18 protein-coding genes are annotated in these 17,059 nt (G+C 69.2%); all 18 read left to right on the forward strand.

The annotated features are described in order from the left end of the window. Nucleotides 1-11: 11 nt before the first annotated feature. On the forward strand, nucleotides 12-1,811 hold the full coding sequence (locus ACX1D1_RS16595) for a hypothetical protein (protein WP_459056757.1): 1,800 nt from the start codon (nucleotides 12-14) through the stop codon (nucleotides 1,809-1,811). Between the two features lie 508 nt (nucleotides 1,812-2,319). After that, on the forward strand, nucleotides 2,320-3,081 hold the full coding sequence (locus ACX1D1_RS16600; protein ID WP_459056758.1) for a ParA family protein: 762 nt from the start codon (nucleotides 2,320-2,322) through the stop codon (nucleotides 3,079-3,081). A gap of 209 nt (nucleotides 3,082-3,290) precedes the next feature. Next, nucleotides 3,291-3,479, forward strand: coding sequence for a ParB family protein (locus ACX1D1_RS16605; protein ID WP_255443813.1), 189 nt, complete (start codon nucleotides 3,291-3,293; stop codon nucleotides 3,477-3,479). A gap of 177 nt (nucleotides 3,480-3,656) precedes the next feature. Further along, nucleotides 3,657-3,992 carry a hypothetical protein gene (locus ACX1D1_RS16610; protein ID WP_458996623.1) on the forward strand — a complete coding sequence of 112 codons (336 nt, stop codon included), beginning with the start codon at nucleotides 3,657-3,659 and terminating at the stop codon, nucleotides 3,990-3,992. A gap of 454 nt (nucleotides 3,993-4,446) precedes the next feature. Then, complete coding sequence (locus tag ACX1D1_RS16615) at nucleotides 4,447-5,817, forward strand: sigma-70 RNA polymerase sigma factor region 4 domain-containing protein (protein ID WP_459056759.1); 1,371 nt, start codon at nucleotides 4,447-4,449, stop codon at nucleotides 5,815-5,817. Nucleotides 5,818-5,839: 22 nt separating this feature from the next. Beyond that, nucleotides 5,840-6,202: a helix-turn-helix domain-containing protein gene (locus tag ACX1D1_RS16620; RefSeq protein WP_182800769.1), complete on the forward strand. Its 363-nt coding sequence runs from the start codon at nucleotides 5,840-5,842 to the stop codon at nucleotides 6,200-6,202. Nucleotides 6,203-6,291: 89 nt separating this feature from the next. Beyond that, entirely contained in the window at nucleotides 6,292-6,999 is a 708-nt protein-coding gene (locus tag ACX1D1_RS16625; RefSeq protein ID WP_459056760.1) for an SAF domain-containing protein, read from the forward strand. Then, nucleotides 6,999-7,730 (forward strand): CpaE/TadZ family protein, encoded by a 732-nt coding sequence (locus ACX1D1_RS16630; protein ID WP_459056761.1) that lies wholly within the window; start codon nucleotides 6,999-7,001, stop codon nucleotides 7,728-7,730. The genes ACX1D1_RS16625 and ACX1D1_RS16630 overlap by 1 nt, the downstream gene beginning before the upstream one ends. Then, on the forward strand, nucleotides 7,727-9,250 hold the full coding sequence (locus tag ACX1D1_RS16635; RefSeq protein WP_459056762.1) for a TadA family conjugal transfer-associated ATPase: 1,524 nt from the start codon (nucleotides 7,727-7,729) through the stop codon (nucleotides 9,248-9,250). The genes ACX1D1_RS16630 and ACX1D1_RS16635 overlap by 4 nt, the downstream gene beginning before the upstream one ends. Beyond that, entirely contained in the window at nucleotides 9,247-10,128 is an 882-nt protein-coding gene (locus tag ACX1D1_RS16640) for a type II secretion system F family protein (RefSeq protein WP_459056763.1), read from the forward strand. The genes ACX1D1_RS16635 and ACX1D1_RS16640 overlap by 4 nt, the downstream gene beginning before the upstream one ends. Continuing rightward, complete coding sequence (locus tag ACX1D1_RS16645) at nucleotides 10,125-11,012, forward strand: type II secretion system F family protein (protein ID WP_459056764.1); 888 nt, start codon at nucleotides 10,125-10,127, stop codon at nucleotides 11,010-11,012. Before ACX1D1_RS16640 ends, ACX1D1_RS16645 begins: the two co-directional genes overlap by 4 nt. A 20-nt stretch (nucleotides 11,013-11,032) precedes the next feature. Beyond that, complete coding sequence (locus ACX1D1_RS16650; protein WP_459056765.1) at nucleotides 11,033-11,218, forward strand: hypothetical protein; 186 nt, start codon at nucleotides 11,033-11,035, stop codon at nucleotides 11,216-11,218. Next, nucleotides 11,193-11,582, forward strand: coding sequence for a TadE/TadG family type IV pilus assembly protein (locus ACX1D1_RS16655; RefSeq protein WP_459056766.1), 390 nt, complete (start codon nucleotides 11,193-11,195; stop codon nucleotides 11,580-11,582). The genes ACX1D1_RS16650 and ACX1D1_RS16655 overlap by 26 nt, the downstream gene beginning before the upstream one ends. A gap of 187 nt (nucleotides 11,583-11,769) precedes the next feature. Next, nucleotides 11,770-12,186, forward strand: coding sequence for a hypothetical protein (locus tag ACX1D1_RS16660; RefSeq protein WP_459056767.1), 417 nt, complete (start codon nucleotides 11,770-11,772; stop codon nucleotides 12,184-12,186). Next, complete coding sequence (locus ACX1D1_RS16665) at nucleotides 12,180-13,112, forward strand: hypothetical protein (protein ID WP_459056768.1); 933 nt, start codon at nucleotides 12,180-12,182, stop codon at nucleotides 13,110-13,112. The genes ACX1D1_RS16660 and ACX1D1_RS16665 overlap by 7 nt, the downstream gene beginning before the upstream one ends. Before the next feature lie 5 nt (nucleotides 13,113-13,117). Then, a complete protein-coding gene (locus tag ACX1D1_RS16670) occupies nucleotides 13,118-13,543 on the forward strand; it encodes a TadE/TadG family type IV pilus assembly protein (protein WP_459056769.1) in 426 nt (141 codons plus the stop codon). Nucleotides 13,544-13,614: 71 nt separating this feature from the next. Then, entirely contained in the window at nucleotides 13,615-13,998 is a 384-nt protein-coding gene (locus tag ACX1D1_RS16675; protein WP_459056770.1) for a pilus assembly protein TadG-related protein, read from the forward strand. Then, on the forward strand, nucleotides 13,995-16,955 hold the full coding sequence (locus ACX1D1_RS16680; RefSeq protein WP_459056698.1) for a tetratricopeptide repeat protein: 2,961 nt from the start codon (nucleotides 13,995-13,997) through the stop codon (nucleotides 16,953-16,955). Before ACX1D1_RS16675 ends, ACX1D1_RS16680 begins: the two co-directional genes overlap by 4 nt. The last annotated feature ends 104 nt before the right edge of the window (nucleotides 16,956-17,059 follow it).

The following is a 17,059-nucleotide window of genomic DNA, read 5'->3' on the forward strand; positions in this document are numbered from 1 at the left end:
GTGGGGTCGGCGTGTCGCGTGTCGCGGCGTGGGACCTCGCGGTGGCGATCTCTCCCCGCGACTATCTACGGGTCCAGCTACCCGACGCGAGTGGCGGGTTCTCCTCGCAGTACATCGGCCGCGCGTCGATCGACGGGCCGGCGCCGGAGGCCCCGTGGGCGGTGCACCTGACCGACACGGCCGGCCGGTTTCATCTGGTCGCGTTCGACCTGGACGGCAAGACCGAGGCCGCGGCCCGGCAGGCGGCCGCGGACCGGGACAGGATCACCGGCTGGCTGGATCAGGTGGGCATCGAGTACCTGGTATGTGCCTCGGGCGGTATCGGGCAGGGCTGGCACATCTGGGTGGCCCTGTACGACGGGGTGCCGGCTTCGGTGGTGCATGCGGTCACCGATCGGGTGAAGGTGGCCTGCCCGTCCCTGGACCGTGCCCCGCTGGGGAACCTGGTCACCGGCTGCGTCCGCCCCCCAGGCGCCCCCCACGCCTCCGGCGGTACCTCCAGGATCGTGGCCGGCGACCCGCAGGCCCTGACCCGCGCCTCCACCACCGCCGAGGACCTCCACCGGCTCGCGGACCTGGTCGCCGAAGACGTCGCCGCACTCCCCGCGTTGACTCGCCTCGACGACGACGTGGTGGCCGGGCTCCCCCGCGACGCCCACGGCCACCCCTACCTCACCGGCGCCCTCCGGCCCCTCCCGGCCGCGGTGTCGGCCGCGATCGGGCAGTACCCCGTCGACGCCTCCTCCCACCTGTTCACGATCCTGCTGTCCATGGCCCGCTCCCGCCGACGCTTCGACGACGTCATCGGTCTGCTGCACTCCCCCGGCCTCGAGCACGTCCGCACCCTGCGCGACTCACACACCGGCCACCGCACCCCCCGCCCCACTGCCGGCCCCCACTCCCCGATCGCCACGCTGACCCGGCAGTGGCGCCGCGCTGTGGCGGTCGTGGCCACCACCGGCGACCGTCACGGCTCCGACCACACGTTCCTGGCCCGCGCCGAACACCTCGCCCTCGACGTGGAGCGCCGGCAGCAGCGCGCCGACGCCTCCCCCACCCGCTGGAGCGGCCCCCACGGCGCCACAGACCGCCGCATCCTCGACGCCCTCCACCTGATCGCCCTCGACGCCGTCACCCCCGACGTCGACGCCTCCATCCGCCACCTGGCCCTCCGCACCGGGATCTCCCGAGAAAACACCCGCCTGGCGCTCCACCGCCTCCAGGCAGACGGATGGACCCAACTCGTCACCCCCGCCGCCGGCACCCAAGCCGCCACCTGGACCATCGACCCCAAACGAGATATCCACAACACCCTGGAGTCTCTCCGGTCACAAGCGGTCCCACCGCGCACCCCACCCCCGGCCACAGGCACCACCCGCGACCGCCTCCGCACCACCCTCACCGCCCGCCAGGAGGCGGCCCGACACGACCTGTTCACCCGACGGGGACTCGGCGTCGAAGTAGGAAACACCTACGCTCGCCGGCACGACACTCCCCCACCCCAAGCCGACGCGCTCCAGGACCTCGCAAACGCCGGCCTCCTCCACCCTCACACCCCCGACCACCTCGAGGCCCTCGCCCAGGCCCGAGGCGTCCACGGAACCCTCGCCAGACGCGAAACCACGTACAGCATCGAACAAGCGATGTGGCGCTGGTGGATCGTCGAACTCCAACGCACCAGAGAACGACACCGCCACCAACCCGCCCTCGGCGACAAAGGCCCCTGGAGCCAATGGGGCAAATACCCCAGACGACCCGACGGCCGCGCCACCTTCAGACAAGCACGCCTCCAGCTGCTCCTCGCAGCCTGACCACCAACCACACCCCTGCACCCCCACTCCCCCACCCACCCCTCCGCCGACGAGCCGAACTCGGCCACAGCCCTCGAAGGCAAGCGGTGCGAAGCACCGCGCGGCAGCACAAAGTGGCAGGGACTGTCGTGGTCGCGCGAGCCCCAGTCGCGGCTGAATACCGCTATCAGAGTTACTGCCGGTGATAGCGGCGTACCTAGCAGGCGCTTACCGTCACCGCCACTAGTACTGACGACGGCAATAGCACTACTGCTGTCATGAGTACTAGTAGTGGTAGCGGTAGTGTGTGCTTGACCCAGCGACGGGTGGTGAGGCTGTAGTGGGAGCGGCCTACTAGTACTGATAACGGCTAGGACGCCTGTGCCCGCATTGGTACTAGTACTGATGCGGTGGGATTCCCCGGCGTGTCGCGGGTCTCCAGCTGGGGATTGCCAGCAATACTGGCAGTAACCCTATGGGCGGTAGTAACGGCGATGGAAAGGTGGCTTGCATGTCACATGCTCGAGTCGTGGCGGTGGTGAATCAGAAGGGTGGGGTCGGCAAGACGACGACCGTGTTCCACCTTGCGCGTTCGGCGGCTCGCCGGGGCCGCCGGATCTTGGTGATCGATCTGGACCCGCAGGCGAACTCGACGGCTGCGCTGGCGGAGGTAGAGCCGGACCAAGTAGGCATCGCAGATGTTCTGAAGCGGCCGCCGGAGGCCCTGGCGGATGTTCTTGTCGAGGGGCCGTGGGGGATCGACGTTGCGCCATCATCGGGTGAGCCGCTGGCGTGGGTCCGTGATCAGCTTGTGGGGGAGACGATCGGGCGGGAACGGCGACTAGCGACTGCCCTGGCGTCTCTTTCGGAGTACGACCTAATCCTTATCGACTGTGCGCCGGCTGTCGACCAATTGACCATCAACGCGTTGGTCGCGGCCCAGCTGGCCCTGATCGTGACTGAGGCGAAGCTGTTCTCGGCGAACGGATTGGGCTCGTTGCTCAACACGATCCATGGGGTGAGGACGAACTACCACGCCGGTCTGCGGATCGCAGGAATCGTGGTCAACCGTTTAGAGCAGCAGACTGTCAGCAGCGCGCATTGGCTCAAGGAGATCGACGCGCTTGCCGCTGAGCTCGGCGTCGAGGTGTACAGCCCCAAGGTGCCGAAGCGTGTGGCTATCGCGGACAGCGTTGAGGCTGGAATCGGCCTCGACGAGTGGGGGGGTGTGGACGATTTGGCTGCGATCTACGACGGATACCTGGACAACCTGGAGAGGGCATTGGCATGAGAGACCGACCACAACCCAAGAAGTCGACAATCGCGGGTCGATCGCCCATCCCTGTGGAGGAGCCGGTCCTTGAGAAGGTCACCGCCGAGGCTGCGCCGGAGAGAAGTGTGGCCCAGCCGCCCGAGTTGGTCCCCGCGGTCGTCGTTCAACCTCTGCCGGCGACGCCAGCGAAGCCAGGGGAGCCGCGTTACCCGAAAGTGTCGATATACATGGACCCCGAGCGGGCGGATCGAGTTCGTGCGGCCTACATGCACACCATGTCGCACCTCGGCACGCAGAGTTTCTCGAGCTTCATGGGCCGTGCCGTGATGGCTTACGTCGAGCAGCTGGAGAAGCAGTTCAACGATGGGGTGCCGTTCCCCCAGGTCCAGGGTCGGATGCCTCTCATCCGAGACTGACCGTTCACCGAAGCAAACTGCCGCTATCACCGCTAATGACGGTGATAGCGGCAGTTTTGCCTTCCCAGGGGTTGGTTCCGCTGTAGAGGGACTTCGTCGGGGTTCTACGAATCGAGGACAGGCGGGGCAATGGGATCGGCCCTCGTGCCTGTGGATAGTGGGAAGTGAGGCGCGACCTTGACGAACAAGAAGGCAAACACACCGAAGGAGGACGTAGTGATCGAAGGTTCGTATGAGGTGTTTGCGCTGGTTGATGAGGCCAGTCACCTGATGATGTACGACGACACGGTTCCTGGTTTCACAGCCTTGGACATCGTCGCCTGCCAGGTGATGGCGTCTGATCTGGCGCATGGCGCTGACGAGGTGACGCTCGAGCTGCCGGCATCGGTGGGAGAGTGCATTGACCAGGCAGCTCGTAGGGCTGCGGACTGGGATCCGGCCCAGCTGACCACCGAGGCGCTTCGGCTAGTGCTGCTCCTTTCCGATGTTCGTCACACCCTGGTCAAGGGCTGAAGTGGCCAGGTTTGAGCGAGCAGTTCGGGCCGCCGCTGCGGTCCTGAATGGGGGCAGTGTGTCGCTGAACACTTGGGCGCACACCGTCAGCCAGTGCGATGAGTTCCTCGGTGGGGCTGATCCGGCGATCCGACGCGCCGCTGGGGTCCGCTCGCTGGTGGTTGTAGAACCCTTGCAGCTTCGACGCACCGCTTTGCGGGAGGTCGGTCTAGATGTACTACCGGGCACGCCGCCTAATCAGCGTGAACGCCAGGAGTTGCGCGCGGTTGCGCTGTATGTCACTCGTGCTGCCTCCCGCCGGGCGGAGGGTGCGTCCAAGCTCGTGCTGGCAGGGGTGGAGCGCAGTCTGCTTGAGGCGACTCCTCCGATCAGGACCTTCGAGGCCGGGCTGAATGAATGGCGACTGACTCTCGCGTCGACAATCGACACGATTGACCCGAGTGCGGCTTTGGTCGTGAGTCGTACCCAGTACTCGCTGCTCAGCGCCGGGGCGACTGCGATGAAGGGCTTGGAGGTCGCCGACGGTGTTGGCCACGAACGCCTCCTGGTGGCGCTGGAAGCAAGTCGCATGCAGTGGCTCCGGGCGTACGAGGTGTGGAAAGAGATGCTCCCGCGTCAGACAGCCCCGACGGACGACCTCCGTAAGGCCATGCTGGCGCTCCAGCTGACAGCCACTCAGTCCAGCGAGGCCGACAAGCTTCGCGGCCTTCTGGCTACTGGGTTTGGTGGGAATCTGGCGGCCGCGTTGGCGGTGACGCCTGCTGATATGCGGGTGGAGTCTGGTCTGGTGGCTGCTGCGGTGACGTTGGAGCAGCGCAGTGATCTGGCCGCCGTAGTCCAGCCTCGTCGGGTCAGTGACCCAGAACCGCCTGTGAGGCCGCCGATGGGGCCGAGCGTGGGCCCGGCGGTGCAGTTCACCGCGGACACGAGTCCGACGCAGCGGGTGGCAGAGCCGAGGAGTGCGCTGCTGGACCCGGAGAGGCCGAGGATCGAGGATCACGCAGCTCTGGTTGAACTCGCGGGGCAACGTGACGCTGGGGTGATCGCGGCGGCGGCCAGGTCAGGTGTCGCGGAGGCCCAGGCCCTGGTAGCAGGCGCGTCGCCGAGCGAGCTGGATGCGCTGGTGGAACGGGGCCGGTCGGCGCGGGCAGCGATCGCGGCCTCAGGTGTGGCGGCTGCCAAGCATTGGAGCAGGAAGATCCCACCTGCTCTGGCCCATGCGCGTGATGAATATGTCGCGGAGGCGTCGCTGCGGATGGCGGTGATCGTGGACCGGTGGGACCCTCGTCGCGCGTCGTGGGGGTCGTTCGCGTACCGGGAGGCCGGCTACGAGTTCTGGGACCACAACCGCCGACGGTTACAGAGCCGAGAGGTGGTCAGTGAACGGATCGGGGACTTCGCCAGCGGGCAGGACCGCACGGTGGGCCCGGTCAGTGAGTCACCCGAGGAGCTGGTGCTGCTCAGGGAGGAGCGCGAGCGCGTGGCGCAGTTGGTGGAGGGGCTGCCGGGTCGGCTGAGTGAGGTGATGGCGGGTCGTCTGGGGCTGGCTGGACAGCGTAAGACGTTGGCTGCAGTGGGGGAGGAGACAGGATCGTCGGTGTCGACTACCCACCGGGATGAACGCGAGGGGACCCGGCTTCTTGCCGCCCGCTACCTCGCCGGGCAGGAGGATCAATCTTCGCCGACGCCGGCGGCGCAGGGTCCGGTGACGTTGCGGCTCCTGGCGCAGGTGCTGCAGTCGGGGCAGAGCGCAGGGTCGGTGGCGGTGAGGCCGGAGCATCGGGATGGTCGGCCCGCCCCTGGTGTGCGGGGGGTGTCGCGGTGAGGCGGGCCCCTATCCTGTGGGCATGTCAGTGGCAGAGCGGCTCCGTGAGGCACGGCTGGCCGCGGGTCTCACGCAGGCGCAGCTGGCTCAGCGGGTTGGTGTCGCGGACGGCACCCGGGTCGCGGCGTGGGAGCACGGCCGCTCGACGCCGCATCCGGCGACCTGGGCCACGATCTGTTCACTGCTTGGGATCGAGCTGGAGGAGGCGGGGGTGGTGACCCTGCGGTCTCTTAGACTGCGCCGTGGCTTGACTCCTGACGACGTGGCTGCAGAGCTGGGGGTGGCTGCTGGCACGGTGCGGCGGTGGGAGTCGGGGGCTCACCAGCCGCGGGCCAAGCACGCGCAGCGGCTGGCCGAACTCTACGGAGTCCACACCCTCCCCTGAAGTGACCAAAAGTCACTAGTTATACATGTACGTTGCGGGTAGGTTCACGCTATGGGACCAGTGTGCCCGGGTTGATAGAGAGTGTGACCATGACTATGGCTCCAACAGGAGACGAACCAACTGCGAGGCCGCCGATCGTGACGGCGCCGGCCGCCCGGACTCAGCGGCGGCCGCTGTTCGCGGTGTTAGCGGGGTTGCTGATCCTGCTCGGCGCCGCCGGGGGAGCGTTGGTGTTCTGGTCGACAGGCTCCACCGTCGAGGCGGTCGCCGCCCGTGTCCCCGTGGCCCGCGGGCAGGTGATGACCGCGGAGATGTTCACCACCGTTCAGATCGCCCCCAACCAGCAGCTGAGTTACCTGGACGCCGACGAGTTGCCTGCCCTGTTGGGGAAACGCGCCGCGCATGATGTGGCGGCCGGTTCCCTGGTGGGCCCGACCGCCGGGGTCGAGGTCATGGTGCCGTCGTCGGGTCGCACGGTGGTGGGGTTGTCGTTGCCGCCTGGTGCGGAGCCGGCGGTGCCGTTGCAGGTCGGGGACCGGGTGCGGGTGATCCTGACCGAGCCGGCCTACGCCTGCGCGGCGGGGGAGTCCGGCACCATCGACACCCCTGAAGGCACCTCGACGGCGCAGTGCACCGTCAACGTGGTGATCCCGGCCGTGGTGGTGGCCACCGCCCGCGATGAGGCTTCCGGTCAGGTCTCGGTCTCGGTGGACGTCGCCGAGGATGATGCACCGCGGACGGCGGCGGCGGCGGCGTTGGGTCGTGCGGCGCTGGTCCTCGACAGCCGGGACACCTGATGGCTGTCTACGCGCTGACCTCCGCTGCGGGTTCGCCTGGGGTGACCACGACCGCGCTGGGTCTGGCGTTGGAGTGGCCGAACCAGGTGCTGTTGGTCGACGCCGACCCCGTGGGCGGGTCGGCGATCCTGGCTGGCTACTACCGCGGCACCGTGGGTCATCCCGGCACGCTGGTCGAACTCTGGTCCGCCCACCGGCAGGGCGCCCTCGAGGCCGCAGTCCGCGAGTTGCCGCTGCGGCTGTCGGAGACCGCCTCCCTGATCCCCGGGCCCGCCGGCGCCGCCCAGGCCGGCGGACTCAGCGATCTGTGGCCGGCGCTGGCCGCGCAGCTGCGGGTGCTGTCCCAGCTCGGCGTCGACGTCCTGATCGATCTGGGCCGCCTCGGCCACACGCACTTCGCCACCCCCCTGGCCCGGGCCGCCGACGAGCTGCTGCTGGCCATGCGTAGCGATCTACCGGCGGTTGCAGCCGTGGCGGCCGCGGAGGTGCCCTCGGATGCCCCGGTGCGTGGGCTGCTGATCGGCCCGAACCGGCCGTATACCGCCCACGCCGTCGCATCGGTGATCAAACGCGAGGTGTCGACCTCGTTGCCGTGGGCGCCGGAGGAGGCCGCCGTCCTCAGCCACGGCCAGCCGGAGCCGAAGCGTGGCCTCAAGCTCCGCAAGGCGCTGCGGCAGGCCGCCGAGGAGCTCCACACCACATCCATCACCGCCCTGGGGGTTTCCGCATGAGCGACGCACTCGAAGCCGCTGCCGAGATCGACCCCGGCACCCTGGCCCTGTTCACCCAACCCACTCCACCGGCGGGCCGGACCCGCGGCAGCTTCCGCATGCTCACCACCGACGAGCCACGCCGCCAAGCCCAGCAGGCGCCCGACGCGCAGCCCGAGTTGGTGCGGCCGGTGCTCGCCCCCCGCGTCCAGCGTCGCCTGGCGGGGGAGATCGACTGGGATCTGGTCGACACCCTCCGCGAACGCGTCTCAGCGGAACTCTCGGAACGCGACCCCGACCCCGCGGAGCGCGAGGACGTCGGGCGGGAGATCATCGCCGCGGTCCTGGAGGAGGAATCCCGCGCCTCCACCGTCCGCGGCCAACTCACCTGGACCCTCGACCACCAGCACCAACTCGCCCAAGCCCTGTTCGATGCCGTCTTCCGCCTCGGCCGGCTCCAGCCCTACCTCGACGATGAGGCGGTGGAGAACGTCATCATCTCCGGCTACGACAACGTCCTGGTCGAGAACAGCGACGGCGAACTCGTCCCGGCCGCGCCGGTGGCCTCCAGCGACGAGCAGCTCATCGAGTACCTGACCTTCATGGCCGCCCACCAACCCAAGCCGCGCGAGTTCTCCGAGGCCGCGACCAAACTCCACCTGGCGCTACCGAACCGCGCCCGCCTGTTCGCCTCAGCGTGGGTGACGTCCCGGCCGACGGTGATCATCCGCCGCAACCGCCTCATCGACGCAGGCCTCCACGAACTCGTTGCACTCGGATCCCTCTCATCCGTTGCCGCGTCGTTCTTGTCGGCGGTGGTGCAGGCCCGCATGTCGCTGGTGGTCTCCGGCGACCAGGGAACCGGGAAGACCACGATGCTGCGCGCGTTGGCCCACGAGCTGCCCGCACACGTGCAGATCGGCACCATCGAAACCGAATACGAGCTGTACCTCAAAGACACCGGCGACCACCAGGTTGTCCACGAGTGGCAGGCCAACCCCGGCTCCGGAGAGATCGGACTCAACGGCCGCCGCGCCGGCGAATACACCGTCCGCGAAGCCCTCGAAGACTCCCTCAGAGCCAACTTGAGTTACACGATCGTCGGTGAGGTCCGCGGCTCAGAGATCGTGACCATGTTCAAATGCATGCAGTCCGGGTCCGGCTCCATGTCCACCACCCACGCCCGCACAGCCGAGGGCGCGATCCGCAAGCTCGTGACCTGCGCGACGCAGGAAGGTGCCAACATCACCCGCGAGTACGCGCTCAACGTGATCGCCGAGGACATCGACGTGATCGTCCAACTCCAGGTCGAATCCGTCCAACAGCCCGACGGGACGTGGCGGAAACGCCGCTGGGTGAGCGAGATCATCGCCGTCGAACCCGGCGAGGACGCCAAGGGCTACGCCACCACCACCATCTTCGCCGCCGAGCCGGGCAGCCACCGCGCCACCGCCCAGATCCTGCCCCCCAGGTTCCGGATGCTCGAGCGGTTCGGGTTCGACCTGGCCGGCTTCAACGCCGAACGGGGAACCCGCCCATGACCGTCCTGGCTGCCCTGTCGGGTGCGCTGATCGTCGCCGGCATCCTCGGCCTCATCTACGCGCTGACCCCCCACCCCGTCACCCCCGCGAAGACCCCCCGCATCCGCCGGCGCCGCCGGCTGTCGAAGGTCCGTGTCGTCGCCCTCGCCGGGCTGGCCGCCGGCGCCCTGACCGCGGTCGTCACCGGGTGGCTCGTCGCCCTGGTCATCGCACCAGCCGCCTCGGTGATGATCTACAAGATGATCACCGGTCGGGCGACGAACCGCATCGAGCGGCTCAACGCCCTGGCGGACTTCGCCCGCGCCCTCGGCGGCGTGCTCACCGTGGGCCGCGGCCTGGAGCAGGCGATCCTGCACGCCGCCCGCTCCGCCCCCGCCGCGCTGGCCCCCGAAATCGGCCGCCTCGCGGCACGGGTCCGCGCCAACGTCGCCACCGCCACCGCGCTCCGCCTGTTTGCCGATGAGTTGGATGATGCGACCGGGGACCTGTTCGCCGCCACCCTGATCCTCGCCGCGGAACGCCGCGGCCCCGGTGTCGCGTCCGCGATGCAGGGCCTGGCCGAATCGATCGACGAGGACGTGAAGGCACGCCGCCAGGTCGAAACCGAGCAGCAGAAGGCCCGCACCGCCGCCCGCATGATCACCATCATCTCCGCGCTCCTCCTGACCGGCCTGTTCCTGGCCGGCAGCTACGTCGAGCCCTACCGCACCCCCCTGGGCCAGGTCCTGCTGACCGTCTTCATGTCCCTGTACCTGGCCGCCTTGGTGTGGATGGGGCGCATCTCCGCCACCAAACCTCTGCCACGCTTCATCGGCACCGGCATCACCGCACAGCCCGCCACCGATATCGTCGCCGCGAGGCAGGGTGGTGTGCGATGACCGCGCTGCAGCTGGCCATGCTCGCGGGTGCCACGATCACCGCCGGCCTCATCCTGCTCGTCGCCGGGTTCGTTCCGGCGCCGACTCATCTGAAGGACGCGATCGGTCGCCTCCAACCTCGCATCAGCCTCGACACACCTACCGGGCCGGCTGTGGATGCGGAGGTGCGGCTTGGTCGCTGGGCCGAACGCCACCTTCCCGCGGTCATCTGGGGCGTGGCACCGGAGAAGGACCTGGCACTGTTGGGGCGCACGAAGGCGGCGTTCTACGGCTCCAAACTGATCTCCGGCATCCTCGGCCTCCTTGTCGTCCCGGTGATCAGTGCGGCGACGATGATGTTCGGGCTCCCGGTCCCTGTCGCGGTGCCCGTGCTCGGCTCGATCGGGTTCGCGGCGATCATGTGGTTCCTGCCCAACAGCGAGCTCCGCGACCAGGCCCGGAAGGCCCGCGATGAGTTCAGCTACGCGTTGGTGGCGTTCGTGGAAATGGTGGCCCTGGAGCGGCTCTCCGGCGCCACCGTCCCCGAAGCCTTGCTGCGTGCCGCAGACACCGGCGATTCGTGGGTGTTCCAACGGCTGGCTACCGTGTTGCGCCGCACCCAGTACACCGGGCAGAACCCGTGGGACGCGCTGGCGGACATGGGCCACCACTACGACCTCACGGATCTGGTCGACCTGGCCGACATCATGCGCCTGGCCGGCGCCGACGGCACCCGCATCTACACCTCACTGCGCGCCCGCGGCGCCGCCATGCGCAACGCCACCCTCAACCAACAAATTTCCCGTGCGAACGCCGACGGGGAACGCATCGCCGTCCCCGTCGCCCTGCTCGTCCTCGTCCTGGCGATCACCCTGGTCGTCCCCGCAGTCCTCCGCATGATCTAACAACCGAAAGGAAACCCACCATGCTTGCTCTCTACTGCTACCTCACCGCCGCCCTCCACACCCACACCACGCGTGTCCGGGTCCGGGATCAGCGCGGCCTGTCCCAGGCCACCGAGAACGCGATCCTGCTGGCCGGGGCGGTCGGGATCGCCGTCATGCTCATCTCCGCGCTCACCGCATATGTGCAGGCCAACCTCCCCTCCTGACCAGGACCAGCGGGGCCTCAGCTCCTCCGTCCTGGCCAGCATCCTGTTCCCGCTGGTCCTCAGCGCCCTGTGGCTGACCATGCAGTGGGCCATGCTCACCTGGGCACACGCCACCGCCCAAGCAGCAGCACAAGACGGAGCCAGAGCCGCAGCAGCCCTCAACGCCACCGCAGGACACGGACAATCGAAAGCCCTCACGGCCGCCGACAACGGATCCATCAACAACCTCCACGTGTCGGCCCAGCGCGCCGCCCGCCTCACCACGGTCACCATCACCGGCACCGCCCTGCGCGTCATCCCGGGGTTCCCGGTCAGCATCGACGTGACCGCCACTTCACCCACCCAACGACTCACCCCATCCTGACGGAGACGAAGAGATGATGATCAAGCGACTCGCACCCACTGCACTCGCCGCGCTACTCCTGCTCGGTGCATGCACCCCAGAACCTGTCGAGACGCCCACACCCGTGGTCAGCACCCCGGCCGCGTCCCCGTCATCCACTCCGACCTCGAGCCCTTCGCCTAGCGCGTCGCCGTCACCGACCAGCACCTTGTCACCGGAGCAGGAGGCCGCTCAGGCCGTCGTCGTGGAGTACTTCCGCGCGATGAACGCCGTCCGCAGTGACCCCGACGCCGACTTCCAGCAGGTAGCTGACACCACGACCGGCACCTTCACCAGTGACCTGTCGCAGGTGGTCATTGACTACCGAACCAAGGGCGCCGTGCAGGTGGGCGAGAACGTCTACACCTACAAGGGTGTTGGGCCGGTCGTGGAGGCAGGGGGAATGCGATCCGTCGAGGTTCGCGTCTGCAGCGACAGCACCAACAGCGACATGGTCGACGCTGCAGGCAACTCCGTCCTCGACCCCGACCGCAGCCGCTTCGTTGACACGAGGCTGGACGTCGTCGAGGTGGGCAACAGCTGGCGGGTCCAGGGCGGCCAGAGTGAAACGGTCACATCATGCTGATGACCCGATTGGCGCAGAGTCTGAGCTTCGCACTCCTAGCGATCCTCTGCGGTGCCGCCCCTCAGGCCATGGCCGAGGGCACCGGCGGTGCGGTGCTCGACGAGTACACAGTCGTGGTGAGCGTCCAAGTTCCTGGCTCGTCGTCCGGGGGCGGCGGCGGGGGGCAGGGGAGTGCTGGCGCCGGAGGCGGATCCGCCCCGTCGGGGTGCTTTACCGGCACCGGGGCGGAGTTGCCCTGCTACCAGTGGGGCCTGGCCTGGCGGCCCGACCTGCAGTGCTACGCCCGCGTCAAGCCCGTCCAGCCCCCGCTCACCGATGTCATCTGGAAGGGCAACACCACGGGGACCATCATCGAGTGCCGGACCGGCACAGAAGGTGGCTGGAGCAACACCTGGGACCTGTGGTCCGCAGCCGCGCAATTGCAGGCCCCGCCTGACCCCGCCGTGTTGGCGCGGCGGGCAGTGGAGCGGATGCAGCTCGAAGCGATCCGGATGGGCACCTTCCCCGAACAAGCCGAACGAGCACCGAGAGATCTCGGCTACGTCGGCTGGAATGCGTGGATGTGGGTGTCGAACCCGACCCCGTCGACGTGGGGGCCGATCACCCGATCGGTGTCGGAGGCCGGCTACACCGTCTCCGCCACCGGCCAAGTTGAGAAGGTCGTGTGGGACATGGGCGACGGCACCACCATCACCTGCGGCCAAGGCAAGCCCTGGCGCTCCATCTGGGTCCACAACGAACCATCGCCAGATTGTGGCCACATGTACGCCAAGGATGGCGAGTACACGATCACCGCCACCTCCTACTGGGTGGTCAACTGGTCCGGCATCGGGCAGAGCGGCACCATCACCACGCAGCTGTCCGACACGGCCACCCTGCGGATCGCCGAAGTCCAGGTCGTCAACGTCGTCACCCCCGAAAGCTGACGACGATGAGGCGTGATGGTGAGCGGGGGATGATGGTGGCCGTCGAGACCGCCATCATCCTGCCCGTCCTGCTGGCCATGGTCGGTCTGCTGGTCGTGCTGGCCACCGGAGCATTGGCGCAGATGACGGTGAACTCCGCCGCCTCCCAGGCCGCCCGCGCCGCCTCCCTCGAACGCGACACCGCAACCGCCACCGCCACCGCACGCCAGGTGGCCGCCTCCACCTTGACCGAGTCCGGCACCACCTGCCGCACCTCCAACGTCGCCGTGAACGCCTCCGGCCTCCGCGCACCCCTCGGCACGCCGGCCGTCGTGTCGGTGACCGTGACCTGCACCGTCGACCTCCAGGTCGGCCTCCCCGGCTTCCCCTCCACCCGCACCCTCACCGCCACGAAGACCTCACCGGTCGACACCTACCGGAGCCGACGATGAACCCCCGTCACGCGCTGACCCGCCCCGGTCGGGGTTCTACTGGGCATGGGAAGAAGCGTGGGGAGCGGGGAATGGTGTCGGTGTGGGTGTCGGTCGCGATGGTGGCGTTCATCGTGACCATCGGCATCGGGATCGACTTCGCCGGCCACGCCGGCGCCGCCCAGCACGCGCGCGCCGTCGCCGACGAAGCAGCACGCGCCGGCGGACAACACCTGACCCTCGACTCCGGCCGGGCCCGCCCCGATGTGCACACCGCCATCGCGGCCGCCAACACCTACGTCGCCGCCTCCCCCTACACCGGCTCCACGGCGATCCGCGGCGGCGACACGATCACCGTCACCGTGCGAGGGTCCTACGACTGCCAGTTCCTCTCCATCATCGGCATCACCACCCTGCGCGTCGAAGAAACCGGAACCGCGACCGTGAAATCCGTCCTCGGAGGAACCGAACAATGACCCGCACCCTCCGCACCCTCCGCACCCTCCGCAGCCTCGCCGCCATCCTCGCCATCGCCGGCATCGTCGCCGGCGCCCCCTGGCTGCTGATCCAACTCGGCCAACTCCCCGGCTTCCTCCCGAGCTGGGATCGCCTCGCGGGGATGCTGCTTGCCCCCGACTCCGGCCGCTTCCTGCTGGTCCTGGTCTGGGCCGCCGCCTGCGTCCTGTGGGCCTGGCTCACCATCCTCATCCTCATTGAGGCTGTGGCGTTGCTGCGCGGGGTGAAAGCGCCGCGTCTGCCGGCCGCGTCGATGCCGCAAGGCCTGGCCCGGGCCCTGGTCGTCGCGGCCGCCGCCGCGTTCATCGCCACCCCCCTAAACGCCGGCGCAGCCCAACCAGACACCCCCACAGTCGCCGTCCCGGCGCCGGCTGCGGTGCCGGCGGCGGTGGCGCTGCCCAGCCAGGACCCCCGCCCCACACCCCCACCCGACGTGGCCCCGGCAGAGTCGGTCACGGTCGAGGAGGGCGACACCCTGTGGGATCTCGCCGAGGAGCACCTCGGCGACCCTGGTCGGTGGCCCGAGCTCTACGACGCCAACAAAGGCCACCCGCAGCCCACCGGGCACGTCCTTCAGGACCCCGACCAGATCGACGTCGGCTGGACCCTCACCATCCCCGGCCAACCAGCCCGAGCCACCACCGAACCGGCGCCCCAGACCCAGACGCAGCCGGAGACTCCTCGCCGCGAAGCCGTCACCGCACTGCTCCCCGCCGAAGACACCGCCCCCGTCGAGACGCCGGCCGCCGCCACCCCGTCGACAGCACCTTCAGTCACGCCCTCCGCCACGCCGTCCGCCGCCGCGCCGTCCGCTGCCGCGCCCACGGCGATCTCCTCCGCGGCTCCGGCGACGCTGACCCCGCTCCGCGCGGAAGCCACCGCCGTGGACATCGCCGAGGACTCCGACAGGGTTGATGCGTCGATGTATGCGTGGGAGGTTGCCGGGCTCCTCGGCGCCGGCACGTTCCTCGGTGTCGGGATCTCCACGCTGCTCGGTGCGCGGCGCAGGGAGCAGTTCCGCACCCGCCGCCCGGGCCGGATGATCGCCACCCCCGACCCGGTGGTGACCCCGATCGAGCAGACCGCACAGCTCGCCACGAGCCTCTCCGGCCTCCTGGTGGCCCGCCTCGACCAGGTGCTGCGCCGCCTCGACCCCCACACCACCCTCACCGCAGCCGTCGTCGCCCGCGACGCTTCGATCGTCGTGCACACCCCCGACCAGCTCCCCGCCCCCTGGCAGCAGGACCGGGACGGGTGGCTGCTGCCCAACACCGCCCGCGTGGAGACCGTCGGGGACCTGGTCCCGGACCGGCCGTGCCCCTGGCCGCTGCTAGTTACCATCGGCGCCGACACCGCCGACCGGGTCGTGCTCCTCAACCTCGAACACGCCGGCCTGGTCACGGTGTCCGGGGATCGGGTGATGAGCGCCGACTTCACCCGCTACCTCGCCGCCGAACTCGCCATCAACCCCTGGTCCGACGGGGTTCGGATCGCCTGCGAGGGACCCGCCACCCAGGTCATTGGCATGTCCCCCGAACGCCTCGACGCCCACCTCGACGAGATCCTCACCATCGCCACCACGAACGCCGCACGCGCCGCCCACAACGCGGTGGCAGCGTCTGAGGGCCGCGCCGCACAGGCCGGCGACGAAACCTGGCCCGCGGCCGCCGTCATCACCGGCCAGCCATCAGAGGACCTCGAGCAGCTGGCCGCGCTCATCGCGAACCACCCCCACCAGACCGGCACCGCCCTCCTCACCCTCACACCCAGTGGAGGGGATCTGGCGCTAACACCAGCCGGACGCATCCGCGGCTACGGGTTCGAGCTCACCGCCGTCGGCCTCACCGAAGACGAAGCAGCCGGCTGCGCCGACCTCCTCGCCGCCGCCACCCGCGACGACACCCACCCGGCCCCGGCCGATCAGCTCGTCGACGTCACCGGCAACCTACTCCCCGAGCACCGCGCCGACCGCGACAACGACGACACCGACACGGTCGAGTCGCTGCTCCCCGAACCCGACCACGCCTACATCGACACCGCCGCCGTCACCGCCGACGACCTCACCACCATCGCCCCCCGCGTGCCGGAACCGGTCGCCGAGACGCTGCAAGACCGGGATCCGGACCTCGACGCGCAGGTCCGGGCCTGGTTCTCCCCCCACTGCCCCTACCCCCGCCTGTCCCTCCTCGGCCCCGTCACAGCCCGCTGCCACGGCAAACCGCTGGCCAAGCAGAAGGCCTACTACACCGAAGCCCTGGCCTACCTCGCCCTCCACCCCCACGGGGTGACCGGCGACCAGGTCGCCGCAGCCCTCGGCATCACCATCGAACGGGCCCGCACCGTCATCTCCACCCTCCGCCTATGGCTCGGCACCAACCCCCACACCGGCAGCCCCCACCTCCCCGACGCGAAAAGCTCCCCACAGGCCAAAGCCAGGGGAGTGGGGCTCTACCTCGTCGAGGACCTCCTCGTCGACGCCGACCTGTTCCGCCGCCTCCGAGCCCGCGGCCTCGCCCGCGGACCAGCCGGGATCGAAGACCTCGAAACCGCGCTGCAGCTCGTGACAGGCCGCCCGTTCGACCAGCTGCGCCCCGCCGGCTGGACCTGGCTCATCGACGGAGACCGCGTCGACCACCACATGATCTGCGCCGTCACCGACGTCGCCCACATCCTCGTCACCCGTCATCTCCACACCGGTGACCTCGACGCCGCGAAACGCGCCGCCACCATCGCCCTGACAGCCGACCCCGACTCCGAAACCGCACGCCTCGACCTGGCCGGGATCATGGTCCACGACGGCCACTCGACCTCTGCACGCCAGATCCTCGCCGACGCCCTCGGCGAGGACGCCGACCTCGACCTCACACCCCGAGCCACTGACATTCTCAACGGCAAAGACTGGTTGAAGACTGGATAGTGCGACTGCCTGGGACTACCCAGTTAGAGCCCCACCACTTCAACGAAGGCCAACCACCTCTGCCCGCCCAATCGTCGGCACCCTCGGCGACGACGCCGACCTCG

The sequence above is a fragment of the Tessaracoccus luoxuelianae genome (genome assembly GCF_054483915.1).

Bases quoted from the DNA above. Each gene is read 5' to 3' on its own strand.
- ACX1D1_RS16605 (WP_255443813.1), top strand. From the start codon at position 3,291: ATGGACCCCGAGCGGGCGGATCGAGTTCGTGCGGCCTACATGCACACC.
- ACX1D1_RS16620 (WP_182800769.1), top strand. From the start codon at position 5,840: ATGTCAGTGGCAGAGCGGCTCCGTGAGGCACGGCTGGCCGCGGGTCTC.
- ACX1D1_RS16625 (WP_459056760.1), top strand. From the start codon at position 6,292: ATGACTATGGCTCCAACAGGAGACGAACCAACTGCGAGGCCGCCGATC.
- ACX1D1_RS16630 (WP_459056761.1), top strand. From the start codon at position 6,999: ATGGCTGTCTACGCGCTGACCTCCGCTGCGGGTTCGCCTGGGGTGACC.
- ACX1D1_RS16635 (WP_459056762.1), top strand. From the start codon at position 7,727: ATGAGCGACGCACTCGAAGCCGCTGCCGAGATCGACCCCGGCACCCTG.
- ACX1D1_RS16640 (WP_459056763.1), top strand. From the start codon at position 9,247: ATGACCGTCCTGGCTGCCCTGTCGGGTGCGCTGATCGTCGCCGGCATC.
- ACX1D1_RS16645 (WP_459056764.1), top strand. From the start codon at position 10,125: ATGACCGCGCTGCAGCTGGCCATGCTCGCGGGTGCCACGATCACCGCC.
- ACX1D1_RS16650 (WP_459056765.1), top strand. From the start codon at position 11,033: ATGCTTGCTCTCTACTGCTACCTCACCGCCGCCCTCCACACCCACACC.
- ACX1D1_RS16655 (WP_459056766.1), top strand. From the start codon at position 11,193: ATGTGCAGGCCAACCTCCCCTCCTGACCAGGACCAGCGGGGCCTCAGC.
- ACX1D1_RS16665 (WP_459056768.1), top strand. From the start codon at position 12,180: ATGCTGATGACCCGATTGGCGCAGAGTCTGAGCTTCGCACTCCTAGCG.
- ACX1D1_RS16670 (WP_459056769.1), top strand. From the start codon at position 13,118: ATGAGGCGTGATGGTGAGCGGGGGATGATGGTGGCCGTCGAGACCGCC.
- ACX1D1_RS16675 (WP_459056770.1), top strand. From the start codon at position 13,615: ATGGTGTCGGTGTGGGTGTCGGTCGCGATGGTGGCGTTCATCGTGACC.
- ACX1D1_RS16680 (WP_459056698.1), top strand. From the start codon at position 13,995: ATGACCCGCACCCTCCGCACCCTCCGCACCCTCCGCAGCCTCGCCGCC.